15 protein-coding genes are annotated in these 15,047 nt (G+C 70.1%); all 15 read left to right on the top strand.

What is annotated here, in order from left to right:
* The first annotated feature begins 146 nt into the window (after positions 1-146).
* A complete protein-coding gene (locus E3T48_RS06815) occupies positions 147-1,172 on the top strand; it encodes an HAD-IIA family hydrolase (RefSeq protein ID WP_134523110.1) in 1,026 nt (341 codons plus the stop codon).
* A 16-nt stretch (positions 1,173-1,188) separates the two neighbouring features.
* Positions 1,189-1,404, top strand: a complete 216-nt coding sequence (locus E3T48_RS06810; protein ID WP_134523109.1) for a hypothetical protein — start codon at positions 1,189-1,191, stop codon at positions 1,402-1,404.
* A 53-nt stretch (positions 1,405-1,457) separates the two neighbouring features.
* A complete protein-coding gene (locus E3T48_RS06805) occupies positions 1,458-2,297 on the top strand; it encodes a TlyA family RNA methyltransferase (RefSeq protein ID WP_134523136.1) in 840 nt (279 codons plus the stop codon).
* Between the two features lie 4 nt (positions 2,298-2,301).
* A complete protein-coding gene (locus E3T48_RS06800; protein WP_134523108.1) occupies positions 2,302-3,219 on the top strand; it encodes an NAD kinase in 918 nt (305 codons plus the stop codon).
* Positions 3,220-3,273: 54 nt separating this feature from the next.
* Positions 3,274-4,986: a DNA repair protein RecN gene (gene recN / locus E3T48_RS06795; protein WP_134523107.1), complete on the top strand. Its 1,713-nt coding sequence runs from the start codon at positions 3,274-3,276 to the stop codon at positions 4,984-4,986.
* A gap of 14 nt (positions 4,987-5,000) precedes the next feature.
* The gene (locus E3T48_RS06790; RefSeq protein ID WP_134523105.1) at positions 5,001-6,713 is read left to right on the top strand and encodes a CTP synthase; all 1,713 of its coding nucleotides are present in this window, start codon (positions 5,001-5,003) and stop codon (positions 6,711-6,713) included.
* 3 nt (positions 6,714-6,716) lie between these two features.
* Positions 6,717-7,397 (top strand): NUDIX domain-containing protein, encoded by a 681-nt coding sequence (locus E3T48_RS06785; protein WP_420898354.1) that lies wholly within the window; start codon positions 6,717-6,719, stop codon positions 7,395-7,397.
* A complete protein-coding gene (xerD, locus tag E3T48_RS06780; RefSeq protein WP_134523104.1) occupies positions 7,394-8,299 on the top strand; it encodes a site-specific tyrosine recombinase XerD in 906 nt (301 codons plus the stop codon). The genes E3T48_RS06785 and xerD overlap by 4 nt, the downstream gene beginning before the upstream one ends.
* A 289-nt stretch (positions 8,300-8,588) precedes the next feature.
* Complete coding sequence (locus tag E3T48_RS06775; protein ID WP_134523133.1) at positions 8,589-9,506, top strand: ParA family protein; 918 nt, start codon at positions 8,589-8,591, stop codon at positions 9,504-9,506.
* Complete coding sequence (locus E3T48_RS06770) at positions 9,490-10,299, top strand: segregation and condensation protein A (protein WP_134523103.1); 810 nt, start codon at positions 9,490-9,492, stop codon at positions 10,297-10,299. The genes E3T48_RS06775 and E3T48_RS06770 overlap by 17 nt, the downstream gene beginning before the upstream one ends.
* Positions 10,289-10,951, top strand: a complete 663-nt coding sequence (gene scpB / locus E3T48_RS06765; RefSeq protein WP_134523102.1) for an SMC-Scp complex subunit ScpB — start codon at positions 10,289-10,291, stop codon at positions 10,949-10,951. The genes E3T48_RS06770 and scpB overlap by 11 nt, the downstream gene beginning before the upstream one ends.
* Entirely contained in the window at positions 10,948-11,736 is a 789-nt protein-coding gene (locus tag E3T48_RS06760; protein ID WP_134523101.1) for a pseudouridine synthase, read from the top strand. The genes scpB and E3T48_RS06760 overlap by 4 nt, the downstream gene beginning before the upstream one ends.
* A gap of 23 nt (positions 11,737-11,759) precedes the next feature.
* Positions 11,760-12,842 (top strand): prephenate dehydrogenase, encoded by a 1,083-nt coding sequence (locus E3T48_RS06755; RefSeq protein ID WP_134523100.1) that lies wholly within the window; start codon positions 11,760-11,762, stop codon positions 12,840-12,842.
* Between the two features lie 4 nt (positions 12,843-12,846).
* Positions 12,847-13,533 carry a (d)CMP kinase gene (cmk, locus tag E3T48_RS06750; RefSeq protein WP_134523098.1) on the top strand — a complete coding sequence of 229 codons (687 nt, stop codon included), beginning with the start codon at positions 12,847-12,849 and terminating at the stop codon, positions 13,531-13,533.
* The gene (gene der / locus E3T48_RS06745) at positions 13,530-15,044 is read left to right on the top strand and encodes a ribosome biogenesis GTPase Der (RefSeq protein ID WP_134523097.1); all 1,515 of its coding nucleotides are present in this window, start codon (positions 13,530-13,532) and stop codon (positions 15,042-15,044) included. The genes cmk and der overlap by 4 nt, the downstream gene beginning before the upstream one ends.
* Positions 15,045-15,047 lie beyond the last annotated feature (3 nt).

The raw sequence follows: 15,047 nt of genomic DNA, 5'->3' as shown, positions 1-15,047 counted from the left end.
CACCGGGGCGGGCTCGACCACCGGGGCGGGCTCGACCACCGGGGCGGGCTCGACCACCGGGGCGGGCTCGACCACCGGGGCGGGCTCGACCACCGGGGCAGGCTCGACCACCGGCGCGGCCGACGACGACGGACAGCAGGGCGAGGATGCTGAGGCGTCGCCGCGTGGCTGAGCCGTTGACCCCGCTGTCCGGCGTCGACGTGGTGCTCGCTGACCTCGACGGTGTCGTCTACACCGGCCCGGGAGCGATCCCGTTCGCGGTGGAGAGCCTCAACCGCGCGGCCGAGACCGTGCGGGTGGGCTACCTCACCAACAACGCCTCCCGAACCGACCAGACCGTCGCCGACCACCTGAGCGAACTCGGCCTCGGGGCGGTGGCGACGGATGTCGTCACCTCGCCCCAGGCCGCCGTGCGCCTGCTGGCCGACGAGGTGCCGGCCGGTGCGCTCGTGCTCGTCATCGGCGGCGAGGGTCTCGTCGTCGAGGTCGAAAAGGGTGGCTTCCTGGTCACCCGGTCGGCCGACGACAAGCCGGCCGCCGTCATCCAGGGCTTCTCGCCCGACCTCGGCTGGAAGGACCTCGCCGAGGCCGCGTTCGCGCTGCACCCGCGCGCCGACGGCGTCGAGATCCCCTGGATCGCCACCAACACCGACTGGACCATCCCCGTTGCCCGTGGCATCGCCCCGGGAAACGGCACCCTCGTCTCCGCCGTGCACACCGCGGTCGGGCGCCTGCCGATCGTGGCCGGCAAGCCGGAGGTCGCCATCTTCACCGAGGCCGTCAACCGGTTCGGAGCCAGCCAGGCCCTGTTCATCGGCGATCGCCTCGACACCGACATCCTCGGCGCGAACCGGGCCGGAATCCCGGCCGTGCTCGTGCTCACCGGGATCGACAAGGCGAAGCAGGCCCTCGCGGCCGACGCCGCCTCCCGGCCCCGGTACATCCTCGACGACCTGCGCCAGTTGCACGAGCCGTACCCGGAGACGGTGTTCTCCAAGGACGGCACGTCGGCCACGGTCGACGGGGCCACGGTGCGCCTGCGCGGCGCGGACGTCGAGGTCGTCGCCGAAGGCGACGGCGCCATCAACCTGCTCCGGGCCGCCTGCGCCGTGATCTGGGCCTCCGGGCGCCCGATCTACGGCCTGAATGTTCCGGAGCGACTGTATCTCTGACGGTAACGTTGAAGGCGTGACAGAGCACTCCACCCCGACTGCGCGACCGACGCCCGCGCCGCGCACCCCGTCGGCAGACGCAACGACCATCGAGCCGGCGGAGTTCGTTTCCGCACTCGACGCGATCGAGAACCAGCCGCTCGAGGAGCGCGCCGCGGCCTACCTGCACTTGCACGACCGTCTGCGCGATCACCTCGAGGGCGGCGACGTTCCGCGATCGACCGACGCATGACCGGTGAACGGATGACCGACGAGAACCAGGCCCAGTCCACCGAGCCTGATCCGATGGACAGCGGCCAGACGGATGCCGACCTGCCCGAACGCGCGCCGGACCAGCGCCTCGACACGGCCCTCGCCGAGCGCGGCCTGGCCCGCTCCCGCACGGTGGCCGCGCAGCTGATCACCGGCGGCCTCGTCACGGTCGACGGCAGGCCGGTCGTGAAGGCATCCGCCAAGGTTCGCGACAACCAGCTGATCGAGGTGGCCGCGACCGACCACTACGTCAGCCGCGGAGCCCACAAGCTCATCGCCGCGCTCGACGCCTTCGCCCTGCCGGTTCAGGGCCGCACCGTGCTCGACGCCGGCGCGTCCACCGGAGGGTTCAGCCAGGTGCTGCTGGAACGCGGTGCCGCCCGCGTGCTCGCCGTCGACGTGGGCCACGGGCAGCTTGCGCCGCTCCTGGCCACCGAGCCCCGGCTCATGCTCGTCGAGGGCTTCAACCTGCGATACTCCACCGCGGAGTCTCTCGCCGCGGCATCCGGGGTCGACACCCCGGCCGACCTGGTGGTCGCCGACCTCTCCTTCATCTCCTTGCCGATGGTGCTCCCGGCCCTGGTTGCCACCGCGGCGGAGGGCGCCGACTTCGTGCTGCTGATCAAACCGCAATTCGAGGTCGGGAAGGGCAGCATCCGGGAAGGCATCGTGCACGACGCCGGCCTGCGCGCCGACGCGATCGCCGGTGTGCTCTGGGCGGGCTGGGATCTGGGCCTCCGCACGAATGGCCTGATCGCGTCCCCGATCGCCGGCGGTGCGGGCAACCGGGAGTATCTCTGCTGGCTGAGCCGCGACGCGGGCACGAATCCGACAGAATGGATCGACCGGACAACGGCACTGGTGGGAGCCTGACGACATGACTGCAGCACGCCACATCCTCGTCGTCGCGCACACCGGGCGGCAGGATTCCCTCGAGGCGGCCGTCACCGTGTGCGAACAGCTGCTCGCGGCCGGCGCCGTGCCCGTGCTGGCCCGCAACGAACGCGCCGATCTGCTCGCCTCGTGCCCCTCGCTCGACGGGCAGCTCGCCATCCTGCACGAAACGGTCGACGTCACCGACCTCGAGCTCGTCGTCGTGCTCGGCGGCGACGGCACCATCCTCCGCGCCGCGGAGATCGTGCGCGGCTGCTCGGCGCCGCTGCTCGGGATCAACCTCGGCCACGTCGGATTCCTCGCCGAGAGCGAACGCGACGATCTCGGCGAGGCCGTGCGCCGCGCCCTGTCCCGCGACTACCTGGTCGAGGAGCGGATGACCCTCGCCGTGCGCGTCAAGGTCGGCGAAGACGTCACCTATGAGACCTGGGCGCTGAACGAGGCCACGGTCGAGAAGGCCAGCCGTGAACGGATGCTCGAGGTCGTCATCGAGGTCGACGGCCGCCCGCTCTCCTCCTTCGGCTGCGACGGCGTGGTCATGTCCACGCCCACCGGGTCGACCGCCTACGCGTTCTCCGCCGGCGGCCCGATCGTCTGGCCGAGCCTCGACGCCCTGCTGCTCGTGCCGCTGAGCGCGCACGCCCTCTTCGCCCGGCCGCTCGTGGTCGGACCGGATTCGTCGCTGGCCGTCGAGGTCGTCGCCCGCACCGGCGCCGCCGCCGTGCTCTGCGCCGACGGCCGCCGCGTGCACGACCTCCCGCCCGGGGCGCGTGTGATCGTGCGCCGCTCGCCCATCCCGGTGCGGCTGGCCCGGCTGCACAGCGGCCCGTTCACCGACCGCCTGGTCAACAAGTTCAACCTGCCGGTGACCGGCTGGAGAGGCCCGGTCGGACGTGAATGAGCCCCGCGTGAGCGAGCCCCGCGTACGGGAATCCCGCGTGAGCAGGCCCCGGCCATGATCGACGAACTCATCATCAGGGACCTCGGCGTGATCGCCGAGGCGACCCTCCCGCTCGGCCCGGGGTTCACCGCGGTCACGGGCGAGACCGGCGCGGGCAAGACCATGGTCGTCACCGCGCTCGGCCTGCTGCTCGGCGAACGCGCCGACCCCGGGCTCGTGCGCCAGGGCCAGGCCCAGACCTGGGTCGAGGGCCGCTGGCTGATCCCCGCCGACGGCGCCGTGGCCACCCGGGTGCGGGATGCGGGAGGAGACCTCGAGGGCACCGAACTCATCCTCAGCCGCTCGGTCTCCGCCGAGGGCCGCAGCCGGGCCGTCGTCGGTGGTCGCGGCGCCCCCGCGAGCGTGCTCAGTGACCTCGGCGGCGACCTCGTCGTCGTGCACGGCCAGTCAGACCAGGTGCGCCTGCGGTCGGCGACCGCCCAGAGCGCGGCGCTCGACCGGTTCGCCGGCCCGGACCTCACGGACACCCTCGATCGGTTCACGGAGGTCTTCCACCGTTGGCAGGACCGCCAAAGCGAATTGTCCCGGCTCGTCGACGAGCGGGACCAGCGCAGCCAGGAGGCCGTCGAACTCCGCGATGCCATCGACGAGATCGAACGGATCGCCCCCCAGCGCGGCGAGGACGACGAGCTGGCCGCGCGCGCCGAACGGCTCGGCAACCTGGAGGAACTCCGGGTCGCGGCCGCGCAGGCCCGCGAATTCCTCTCCGCCGAGGAGAACCCCGACGGGCTCCCGGATGCCGTCGCCCTGCTCGACTCCGCCCGCCGCCAGCTCGACAGGGCCGGCGAACACGACCCGGCCCTGCCCCCGCTGGCCGAGGCCCTCGCCAATGCCGGCTTCGTCGTCGCCGACGTCGCCGCCCAGCTGTCCAGCTACCTCGCCGGCCTCGACGCCGACGGCGCCCGGGAACTCGAGGTCGTGCAGGAACGCCGGGCCGAGCTGACCGCGCTGGCTCGCAAGCACGACGGCGGCCTGGACGAGGCGATCGACTTCCTCGATACCGGCAGTGCCCGGCTGCTCGAGCTGGACAGCGACACCGACCGCATCGACGCCCTTCGCGCCGAGACCGAGGCCGACCGGCTGGTCGTGGAGGACCTCGCCGACCGGCTCACCGGCATCCGCCTGGCCGCCGCCGAGCGCCTCGGAACGGCCGTCACCGCGGAACTGAGCGCTCTGGCCATGCCGGATGCCGCACTCGTCGTCGAGATCGACAGCCGCCCCGAGATCACCGCCACGGGCCGCGACCTCGTGCGCATCCTGCTGCGACCGCACGCCGGCGCCGAAGCGCGCACCCTGGCGCGCGGGGCATCCGGCGGCGAGCTCTCCCGGGTGATGCTCGCGATCGAGGTGGTCATCAACGCGACCGACCCCGTGCCCACGTTCGTCTTCGACGAGGTCGATGCCGGCGTCGGCGGGGCCGCGGCGATCGAGATCGGCCGGCGACTCGCCCGGCTCGCCGAGACCGCCCAGGTGATCGTGGTCACCCACCTCGCCCAGGTGGCGGCGTTCGCCGGCAACCACCTCAGCGTCGTCAAGGACAGCGACGGCGCCGTCACGGCCAGCAGCGTGCGCCAGTTGCACGGCGACGAACGGGCCGCCGAGATGGCCCGGCTGCTCTCCGGACTGCCCGATTCCGCGAGCGGGCTCGAGCACGCCCGTGAGCTCATTTCCCTCGCCCGCACCAACAGAACGGCCAACCCGCAGTGATAGAGTCGAAGCCCGTGGTGGAAAATAAAAGCACGGACAAATCAGACAGCACCGATCTCAATACAACGGTCAAGCACATCTTCGTGACCGGCGGTGTTGTTTCCTCATTGGGCAAGGGTCTGACGGCGGCAAGCCTCGGCAATCTCCTGACGGCCAGCGGTTTGCGCGTCGTCATGCAGAAGCTCGATCCCTATCTCAACGTGGACCCGGGCACGATGAACCCGTTCCAGCACGGCGAGGTCTTCGTGACCGACGACGGCGCAGAGACCGACCTCGACATCGGCCACTACGAGCGGTTCCTCGACATCAACCTCAACCAGGCCGCGAACGTCACGACCGGCCAGGTCTACTCGCAGGTGATCGCCAAGGAACGCCGCGGCGAGTACCTCGGCGACACCGTGCAGGTCATCCCGCACATCACCGACGAGATCAAGCGACGGATGCGCCTCCAGGCCGATGACGACCCGCGCCCCGACGTCATCATCACCGAAATCGGCGGCACCGTCGGCGACATCGAGTCCCAGCCGTTCCTCGAGGCCGCCCGCCAGGTGCGCCACGAGCTCGGCCGCAAGAACGTCTTCTTCGTGCACGTCTCCCTGGTGCCGTTCATGGCGGCCTCCGGCGAGCAGAAGACCAAGCCGACCCAGCACTCCGTCGCGGCCCTCCGTTCGATCGGAATCCAGCCGGACGCGCTCGTGCTGCGCAGCGACAGGCCCGTCTCCGAGCCCAACAAGCGCAAGATCGCGCTCATGTGCGACGTGGACGAAGACGCCGTCGTCAACGCGATCGACGTGCCCAGCATCTACGAAATCCCCACCATGCTGCACGACCAGGGCCTGGACCGGTACATCACCGACCTGCTCGACCTCCCGGTCACCAAGGTCGACTGGACCGCCTGGCAGAAGGTGCTCGACGCCGTGCGCGAGCCCAAGCACGAGGTCACCATCGGCCTGGTCGGCAAGTACATCGACCTTCCCGACGCCTACCTCTCGGTGACCGAGGCCCTCCGCGCCGGCGGATTCGCCAACCAGACCAAGGTCAAGATCGACTGGATCGCCTCCGACGAGTGCGAGACCGACGAGGGCGCGGCCCGCCACCTCAGCGAACTCGACGGCATCTGCGTGCCCGGCGGTTTCGGCGTGCGCGGCATCGAGGGCAAGCTCGGCGCCCTCCGGTTCGCCAGGGAAAACGGCATCCCCGTGCTCGGCCTGTGCCTCGGCCTGCAGTGCATGGTGATCGAATACGCGCGCAACAAGGCGGGCCTGCACGGCGCGTCCTCCTCCGAGTTCGACCCGGAGACCGAGTTCCCCGTGATCGCGACGATGGAGGAGCAGGTCGAGATCATCGCCGGCGGTGACCTGGGCGGCACCATGCGCCTCGGCCTCTACCCGGCCACCCTCGCCGAGGGATCGCTCGTTTCGGAGCTCTACGGGGCCCCTGAGGCCTCCGAGCGCCACCGTCACCGCTACGAGGTGAACAACGCGTTCCGCGCACAGATCGCGGATGCCGGCATGTGGTTCTCCGGAACGTCGCCCGACCGCCACCTCGTCGAGTATGTCGAGCTCAAGCGCGAGGAGCACCCGTTCTACGTCGGCACGCAGGCTCACCCCGAGCTGCGGAGCCGGCCCAGCCACGCGCATCCGTTGTTCCGCGGCCTGATCGGCGCGGCGCTCGACCGCCAGCAGGCCAGTCGCCTGTTCGAGGTCGAGGTCAAGGTCGAGGCCTAGGCCGTGGTCGACACCGCGGTGAGCGCCGAGAACTCCGACGGAACGGCTTCCCCGGCGCTGCTCGCCGACGAGTTCGCGTTCGCCCCCGTCACCGACACCGGGATCGTCTTCGACGGCAAGGTCTGGGACGTGCGCCGCGACACATTCGACTACGCGGGCTCCGGGATCGTGCGCGAGTACCTCGACCACCCTGGTGCCGTGGCGATCCTCGCCCTCGACGACCAGGACCGGGTGCTCCTGATCAAGCAGTACCGGCACCCCGTGCGCGTTCGCGACTGGGAGCTCCCGGCCGGGCTGCTCGACGAAGACGGGGAGCACCCGCTCATCGGGGCGCAGCGCGAGCTCGCCGAGGAAGCCGACGTCACCGCCGCCGACTGGAACGTGCTCAGCGAGTTCTACACCTCGCCGGGCGGCAGCAACGAGGTCATCCGGATCTACCTGGCCCGCGGCCTGGCTGCCGCAACCGACGTGTTCGAACGCACCGAAGAGGAAGCCGACATCGAGATCCGCTGGGTGCCCCTCGACGAGTGCGTCGACGGCGTGCTCTCCCGCCGGATGCAGAACCCGTCGCTCGTGATCGGCGCGCTCGCCGCCCACGCGTCACGGGCCCGCGGCTGGAGCTCGCTGGCGCCCGCGGAGACCCCGTGGCCGCGGCATCCGATCAATTGGGACCACTCGGTGTGATCGTCCGGGCGGCTGTGGATTCGTACCTGCGGCACGTCGCCATCGAACGCGGGCTGAGCGCCAACACGGTCGCCGCGTACCGGCGGGACCTCGTCATCTACGCCGGCTGGCTCGCCGGGCACGAGCTCGCCGACCTGCGCGCGATCACCTCGCTGCACGTGTCCGAGTTCGTGCGGTTCCTGGGCCTGCGCGAGGAGTCGCCGCTGACGGCGGCGTCGATCGCGCGCATCCTCTCGACCGTGCGCGGGTTCCACCGTTTCCTGCTCGAAGAGGGCGTGGTCGAAACGGATGTCGCGCACGAGTCGAAGCCGCCCAAGCTCGGCACCCGGCTGCCCAAGGCCATCTCGACCGAACAGGTCACCGCGCTGCTGGGCGCCACCGACGGCGAGGACGTGCAGTCGCTGCGCGACAAGGCCCTGCTCGAGCTGCTCTACGCCACGGGAGCCCGGGTCTCCGAGGCGGTGAACCTCAACGTGGACGATGTCCTCGAGCAGGATGTCGTGCGGCTCACCGGCAAGGGCGACAAGCAGCGCATCGTGCCGGTCGGCAGTTTCGCCCGGAAGGCCATCGACGCGTACCTCGTGCGGGCGCGGCCGCTGCTCTCCGGTCGCGGCAAGGCCACGCCCGCCCTGTTCCTGGGTCTCCGGGGCCAGCGGGTGAGCCGGCAGAACGCGTGGCTGATCATCCGGGCCGCCGCCGAGCGTGCGGGCCTGGACGGGCACGTGTCGCCGCACACGCTCCGGCACTCCTTCGCCACGCACCTGCTCGCCGGCGGCGCCGACGTGCGGGTCGTGCAGGAACTCCTCGGGCACTCGTCGGTCGCGACGACCCAGATCTACACCCTGGTCACGGTCGACACCCTGCGCGACATGTACACGACGGCGCACCCGCGCGCCCGGTGATTGAGCTCCCGCCGGTGATTGAGCCCGTCGCCGGTGATCGAGCTCCCGCCGGTGATTGAGCCTGTCGAAATCAGCACATCCGGGTCTCGACAGGCTCGACCACCGGCATCCGGGTCTCGACAAGCTCGACCACCGGCAGCCGGGTCTCGACAGGCTCGACCACCGGCATCCGGGCTCGGCCACCGGTGATTGAGCTTGTCAGTGAAATCAGCCGGATTGGGCCGGGAGCAGTGCTATTCGGCGATCCTTGCGAGCCGAAGCCAATCCGATCGCTACACTCGACACAGTGATGGGTGCAGGACGGATCGAGGACATCTCAGTGGCGGGTAAGCAGGGTGACCGGATACTACTCCCCGGTTTCGAGGACGTACCAGTAGGTGCTACCGGGCGCCCGAAACGCGAATTCGACGAGCCGGAAGCCCTCAGGAGCCACGGTCCGGCGCGAATCATCTCGCTGTGCAACCAGAAGGGCGGCGTCGGCAAGACGACGACCACCATCAACCTGGGTGCGGCCCTGGCCGCGTACGGCCGCCGCGTGCTCGCGATCGACTTCGACCCGCAGGGCGCGCTCTCGGCCGGCCTCGGAGTGCCGACCCACGACGTCACCACCATCTACGACCTGCTGCTGAGCGGCTCGGTGCACCCGAGCGACGCGATCCAGAAGACCTCGGTCGAGAACCTCGACATCATCCCGGCCAACATCGACCTGTCCGCCGCGGAGGTGCACCTCGTCAACGAGGTCGCCCGCGAGCAGATCCTCGCCCGGGTGCTGCGCAAGATCTCTGGCGACTACGACGTCATCCTGATCGACTGCCAGCCCTCCCTCGGCATCCTCACCGTGAACGCGCTCACCGCGAGCCACGGCGTGCTCATCCCGCTCGAGTGCGAGTTCTTCGCCCTGCGCGGCGTCGCCCTCCTGATCGAGACAATCGACAAGGTGCGCGACCGGCTCAACCCGGCCATCGAACTGGACGGCATCCTCGCCACCATGTACGACTCCCGCACCCTGCACTCCCGCGAGGTGCTCGAGCGGGTCGTCGACGCGTTCGGCGACAGCGTGCTCGAGACCGTGATCGGCCGCACGGTCAAGTTCCCGGACGCATCCGTCGCCGGCGTTCCGATCACCGAATTCGCGCCAGAGCACGCGGCAGCCAAGGCGTACAAGCAGGCGGCGCGGGAACTGATCAAGCGTGGCGCTGTCGCCTGACGCGGCCGCTCCGAAAGCATTCTCGGTTGCCCTCGGCAACTTCGAGGGCCCGTTCGACCTGCTGCTCAGCCTGATCGGCAAGCACGAACTCGACATCACCGAGATATCGCTCAGCCGGGTCACCGACGAGTTCATCGGCTACCTGCGCGGGCTCGACCAGACCGAGGAGCTCGACCAGGCCACCCAGTTCCTCGTCGTCGCCGCGACCCTGCTCGACCTCAAGGTCGCCGGGCTGCTGCCGCAGGGCGAGCTGGTCGACGCGGAAGGCGTGGCCCTGCTCGAGGCCCGCGACCTGCTGTTCGCCCGCCTGCTGCAGTACCGCGCGTTCAAGACCGCATCGGCCTGGTTCCTCGGCCGGATGGAGACCGAGGCCACCCGGCACGTGCGCTCGGTGCGGCTCGAGGAGAAGTACCGCGCGCAGACGCCCGAACTGGTCTGGACCCTCTCGCTCGGCGATTTCGCCGCCCTCGCGGCGCTCGCGCTCACCCCGCGGGAGCTGCCCACCGTCGGCCTGGACCACCTGCACGCGCCGCTGGTGAGCATCCGGGAGCAGGCCGCCTACGTCGTGTCGATGCTGCGCGCGGGGGAGACCCTCACCTTCCGTGAGCTCATCGTCGGCGCCGAGCTCGCGGGCGTCGTGATCGCCCGCTTCCTGGCCGTGCTGGAGCTCTACCGGCACGGTGCCATCTCCTTCGACCAGCTCGAACCGCTCGGCGACCTCAGCCTGCACTGGAGCGCCGAATCCTGGTCCGAAGCCAACCTCGCCGACCTCGGAGCCGACTATGACGCTTGACGCCGTTCACACCAGCGACCCGACCGCTGACCAGACAACCGACCCGGCCCAGGCCCAGGCCGACCACGTTCAGGATGCCGCGGGCGGGCTCGCCCCGATCGCGCGCAAGCTCGAGGCCCTCCTCATGGTCGCCGACGAGCCGCAGAGCCTGATCCACCTGGCCACGGCCGTCGACCGGCCACTGAAGGAGGTCAAGGCCGCCATCGCCCGCCTGGTCGCGGACTTCGACGGGCTCGGCAGCGGCGCCGGCCCCACCGTCCGCCGCGGTTTCGAACTGCGCGAAGTCGCCGGCGGCTGGCGCATCTACGTGCGCCCCGAACACGACCTGGTCGTCGCTGATTTCGTGCTCACCCAGAACCCGAGCAGGCTGTCCCAGGCCGCCCTCGAGACCCTCGCCGTGATCGCATACAAGCAACCGATCAGCCGCGGCGCGGTAGCCTCGATTCGGGCCGTTAATGTTGACTCGGTCGTGCGCACCCTCCTGGGCCGCGGTTTGATCACCGAGGCCTTCACCGACAGCGAGACCGGCGCGATCAACTACGCCACTACCGACCTGTTGCTCAGCCAGCTTGGAATCAACTCGCTGGACGAGCTGCCATACATATCGCCGTTGCTCGCAGACGGCGCAGACGGATTTGAGGATCTTCCATGACCACCGACCCCCAGGGCACCCCGACCAACCCGGATGCCGCAGCAGACGGTGTGCGCCTGCAGAAGGTCATGGCCTCCGCCGGCGTCGCCTCCCGCCGCGTCTCCGAAGACCTGATCGCCGCCGGACGGGTGCGCGTGAACGGCAAGGTCGTCACCGAACTCGGCCGTCGCATCCACCCCGACAGCGACAAGATCGCCGTGGACAACATCGCCGTGCAGCTCGACACGACCCGTCGCTACGTGATGCTGAACAAGCCCGTCGGCGTGGTGTCCTCCATGCAGGACGAGAGCGGCCGCCCCGACCTGCGCGAGTTCACCGACCAGTTCGAGGAACGCCTCTTCAACGTGGGCCGCCTTGACGCGATGACCAGCGGCCTGCTCATCCTCACCAACGACGGCGACCTCGCGCACGTGCTCGCGCACCCCTCGTTCGGCGTGACCAAGACCTACATCGCCAAGGTGGAGGGTCGCGTGTCCGCGCAGACGATCGGTCTGTTGCAGAGCGGCATCGAACTCGACGACGGCCCCATCGCCGCCGACAAGGCCCGCATCCTGACCAGCCCTCCCGGCGACGGCTTCAGCCTGGTCGAGCTCACCCTGCACTCCGGCCGCAACCGGATCGTGCGCCGGATAATGGAGGCCGTCGGCCACCCCGTCGTCGACCTCGTGCGCCGCCAGTTCGGCCCGCTGCACCTCGGCACCCTCCGGGTCGGCGACGTGCGCGACCTCACCAAGGCGGAACTGGGCCAGCTGCTCACCGTGTCCCGAGCCGAAACCAAGGACTAGTTTCGAACACCAGGAGAACCACCATGGTCGAGAGTCGACTGATCGGACCCGTGCGCGTCGTCGGCGCCGGCCTGCTGGGCACCAGCATCGGGCTGGGCCTGCGCAACCGGGGCATCGACGTGATCCTCGCCGACGCGTCGCCGACCAACCTGAGCATCGCCGTCGACTACGGCGCGGGCCGGGCGGCCGCCCCCGACGACGCACCCCAGCTGATCGTCGTCTGCGTTCCCCCCGACGTGACCGCCGGGGTCGTCGCCCGCGAGTTGGAGGCGTTCCCGCGGGCGATCGTGACGGATGTCGCGAGCGTCAAACTCGCGCCCCTCGCCGAACTCAGGGCCCGCGGCGCCGACGTGTCCCGTTACATCGGCTCGCACCCGCTGGCCGGCCGTGAACGCGGCGGACCGCTGGCCGGCCGCGCCGACCTGTTCGTCGGCCGCCCCTGGGTGGTCGCCGCGCACGACGCGATCAGCTACCAACAGGCCACCGCCATCGACGACCTCATCCTCGACCTCGGCGCGATCCTGGTCGAGATGAGCCCCGAGGAACACGACCGTGGCGTCGCGCTGATCTCCCACGTGCCGCAGGTCGTCTCCACGATCATGGCCCGCCGGTTGACGGATGCCCCCGGCTCGGCCCTCAACCTGGCCGGCCAGGGCCTGCGCGACGTGACCCGGGTCGCGGCCAGCGACCCCGAACTGTGGGTGCAGATCCTCGGCGCGAACGCAGGGCCGGTGCGGGACATCCTGCTCGCCTACCGCGACGACCTCGACCGGTTCATCGACGCCCTCGCCGACCCCGCCGCGCCCGGCGCACGGCGCAAGGTCGCGGAGGAACTCTCCGGCGGCAACGCCGGGGTGGCCCGGCTGCCCGGCAAGCACGGCCAGGACCGCCGGTTCGTGTCGCTGATCGTGATGGTCGACGACACCCCGGGCCAGCTGGCCCGGCTGCTGGCCGAGATCGGCGAGGTCGGCGTGAACCTTGAAGACCTGCGGCTGGAGCATTCGCCGGGCGCCCAGCTCGGCCTGGCCGAAATTTCCGTCCTCCCCGAGACGGTTTCCCGCCTCACCGAAGAGCTGGCCGCCCGCGGCTGGCGGATTGCTGGTTAGAACTATGGGACGTCATTCCCGCCCCCACCTCGTCGCGATCGACGGGCCGGCCGGCAGCGGCAAGTCCAGCGTCAGCCGCGCCGTCGCCCGCCGCCTCGGCTTCGACTACCTCGACACCGGCGCCGCCTACCGGGCCCTCGCCTGGTACGTGCTGTCGAAGACGATCGACCCGGCCGACGCGCCGGCGGTCGTCGCCGCGCTGCCGGACTTCGACTACTCGATCGGCATCGAGCCCGACCGGTACTACGTGCAGGTGGGCGACACGGTCGTCACCGACGAGATCCGGGAGCCGGAGGTGTCGGCCGCGGTGAGCGCCGTCGCCCGAATCCCCGAGGTGCGCAGCCACCTCACCAGGCTCTTCCGCACCATCGCGGCGGGCTCCCCGCGCACCGGCGTTGTGATCGAGGGCCGCGACATCACCACCGTCGTGGCACCCGAGGCGGAGGTTCGCATTCTCCTCACCGCATCCGAAGAGGCTAGAATGGCGAGGCGCTCTGCGGAAATATCGACCCAATCGGCTGAAACCGTGGCAGAACAGCTGCGATCGAGGGATCGCGCTGACTCCCAGGTAGTCGAATTCATGAGCGCCGCAGACGGTGTGATCACCGTCGACTCCACCCATCTCGACTTCGAACAGACCATTGACGCGGTCATCGACGTCATCAATACACGCCGCGAGGAACTCGCATGAACAACAACGACTTCGACGACACGATCCCAGCCATCGACACGGAACTGGTCTCACGACTGGACGAGCTCGATGAAGACTTGGTGACGCAGCGCGCCGCCGCCCTCCGCACAGGACTCAACGAATACGAGCTCGACGACGAGGACTTCGACGTTCTCGACTCGGTGACGGATGACCCCGACGCCATCCAGTACCTGCCGGCCCTGCCGGTGATCGCCATTGTCGGCCGCCCGAACGTGGGCAAGTCCGCACTGGTCAACCGCATCCTCGGCCGTCGCGAGGCCGTCGTGGAGGACACCCCCGGTGTCACCCGCGACCGCGTCACCTACAAGGGCGAATGGCACGAACGCAAGTTCAGCCTCGTCGACACCGGCGGCTGGGAGCCCGACGCCAAGGGAATCGACGCGTCCGTGGCCGCCCAGGCAGAGCTGGCCATCGAGCTGTGCGACGTCGTCATGTTCGTCGTCGACGCGAACGTGGGCCCGACCTCCACCGACGAGGCCGTCGTGCGCCTGCTGCGCAAGGCCGGCCGGCCGGTCTTCCTCGTCGCCAACAAGGTCGACGACATCCGCCAGGAGCCCGAAGCCGCGAGCCTGTGGGCGCTCGGTCTCGGCCAGCCGTGGCCGGTGTCCGCGCTGCACGGTCGCGGCGTCGCCGACCTGCTCGACGCGATCCTCGAAGAGCTTCCCGAAATCTCCGCCGTCGCCAAGCAGGAGGTCGGCGGCCCCCGCCGCGTGGCCATCCTCGGGCGTCCGAACGTGGGAAAGTCCAGCCTGTTGAACAAGGTCGTCGGCGAGGAGCGCGTTGTCGTCAACGAGCTGGCCGGCACCACGCGCGACCCGGTCGACGAGCAGGTCGAGCTGGGCGGCAGGGTGTGGCGCTTCGTCGACACCGCCGGCATCCGTCGCCGCGTGCACCTCTCTCAGGGCGCGGACTTCTACGCCTCGCTGCGCACCAGTGCCGCCCTCGAAAAGGCCGAGGTCGCCGTCGTGCTCATCGACGTCACCGAGGTCATCAGCGAGCAGGACGTGCGCGTGATCGACCTCGTGCTGGAGTCCGGCCGTGCGCTCGTGCTCGCGTTCAACAAGTGGGACCAGATCGACGACGACCGTCGCCGCTACCTGGAGCGTGAGATCGAGCAGGACCTGGCACACGTGTCCTGGGCCCCGCGCGTGAACATCTCGGCCAAGACCGGCCGCCACATGGAGAAGCTCGTTCCGGCGCTGGAGACCGCGCTCGAAGCGTGGGACACCCGCATCGCCACCGGCAAGTTCAACGCGTTCCTCGCCGAGCTTGCCGCCGAGCACCCGCACCCCGTGCGCAGCGGCAAGCAGCCGCGCATCCTGTTCGGCACCCAGGCTTCCAGCCGCCCGCCGACATTCGTCATCTTCACCACCGGGTTCCTCGACCCGGGCTACCGCCGGTTCATCCAGCGCCGCCTGCGCGAGACCTACGGCTTCGTGGGCAGCCCGATCAACATCAGCATGCGCGTGCGCGAGAAGCGCAAGCGCTAGCGC

The organism is Cryobacterium fucosi (assembly GCF_004403515.1).
Lineage (GTDB): Bacteria > Actinomycetota > Actinomycetes > Actinomycetales > Microbacteriaceae > Cryobacterium > Cryobacterium fucosi.
This window is presented reverse-complemented; position numbering and strand designations above follow the sequence as displayed.

Excerpts from the sequence above, each read along its gene's own strand:
- E3T48_RS06815 (WP_134523110.1), top strand. The coding sequence starts at position 147 with ATGCTGAGGCGTCGCCGCGTGGCTGAGCCGTTGACCCCGCTGTCCGGC.
- E3T48_RS06805 (WP_134523136.1), top strand. The coding sequence starts at position 1,458 with ATGGACAGCGGCCAGACGGATGCCGACCTGCCCGAACGCGCGCCGGAC.
- E3T48_RS06800 (WP_134523108.1), top strand. The coding sequence starts at position 2,302 with ATGACTGCAGCACGCCACATCCTCGTCGTCGCGCACACCGGGCGGCAG.
- recN (WP_134523107.1), top strand. The coding sequence starts at position 3,274 with ATGATCGACGAACTCATCATCAGGGACCTCGGCGTGATCGCCGAGGCG.
- E3T48_RS06775 (WP_134523133.1), top strand. The coding sequence starts at position 8,589 with ATGGGTGCAGGACGGATCGAGGACATCTCAGTGGCGGGTAAGCAGGGT.
- scpB (WP_134523102.1), top strand. The coding sequence starts at position 10,289 with ATGACGCTTGACGCCGTTCACACCAGCGACCCGACCGCTGACCAGACA.
- E3T48_RS06760 (WP_134523101.1), top strand. The coding sequence starts at position 10,948 with ATGACCACCGACCCCCAGGGCACCCCGACCAACCCGGATGCCGCAGCA.
- E3T48_RS06755 (WP_134523100.1), top strand. The coding sequence starts at position 11,760 with ATGGTCGAGAGTCGACTGATCGGACCCGTGCGCGTCGTCGGCGCCGGC.
- cmk (WP_134523098.1), top strand. The coding sequence starts at position 12,847 with ATGGGACGTCATTCCCGCCCCCACCTCGTCGCGATCGACGGGCCGGCC.
- der (WP_134523097.1), top strand. The coding sequence starts at position 13,530 with ATGAACAACAACGACTTCGACGACACGATCCCAGCCATCGACACGGAA.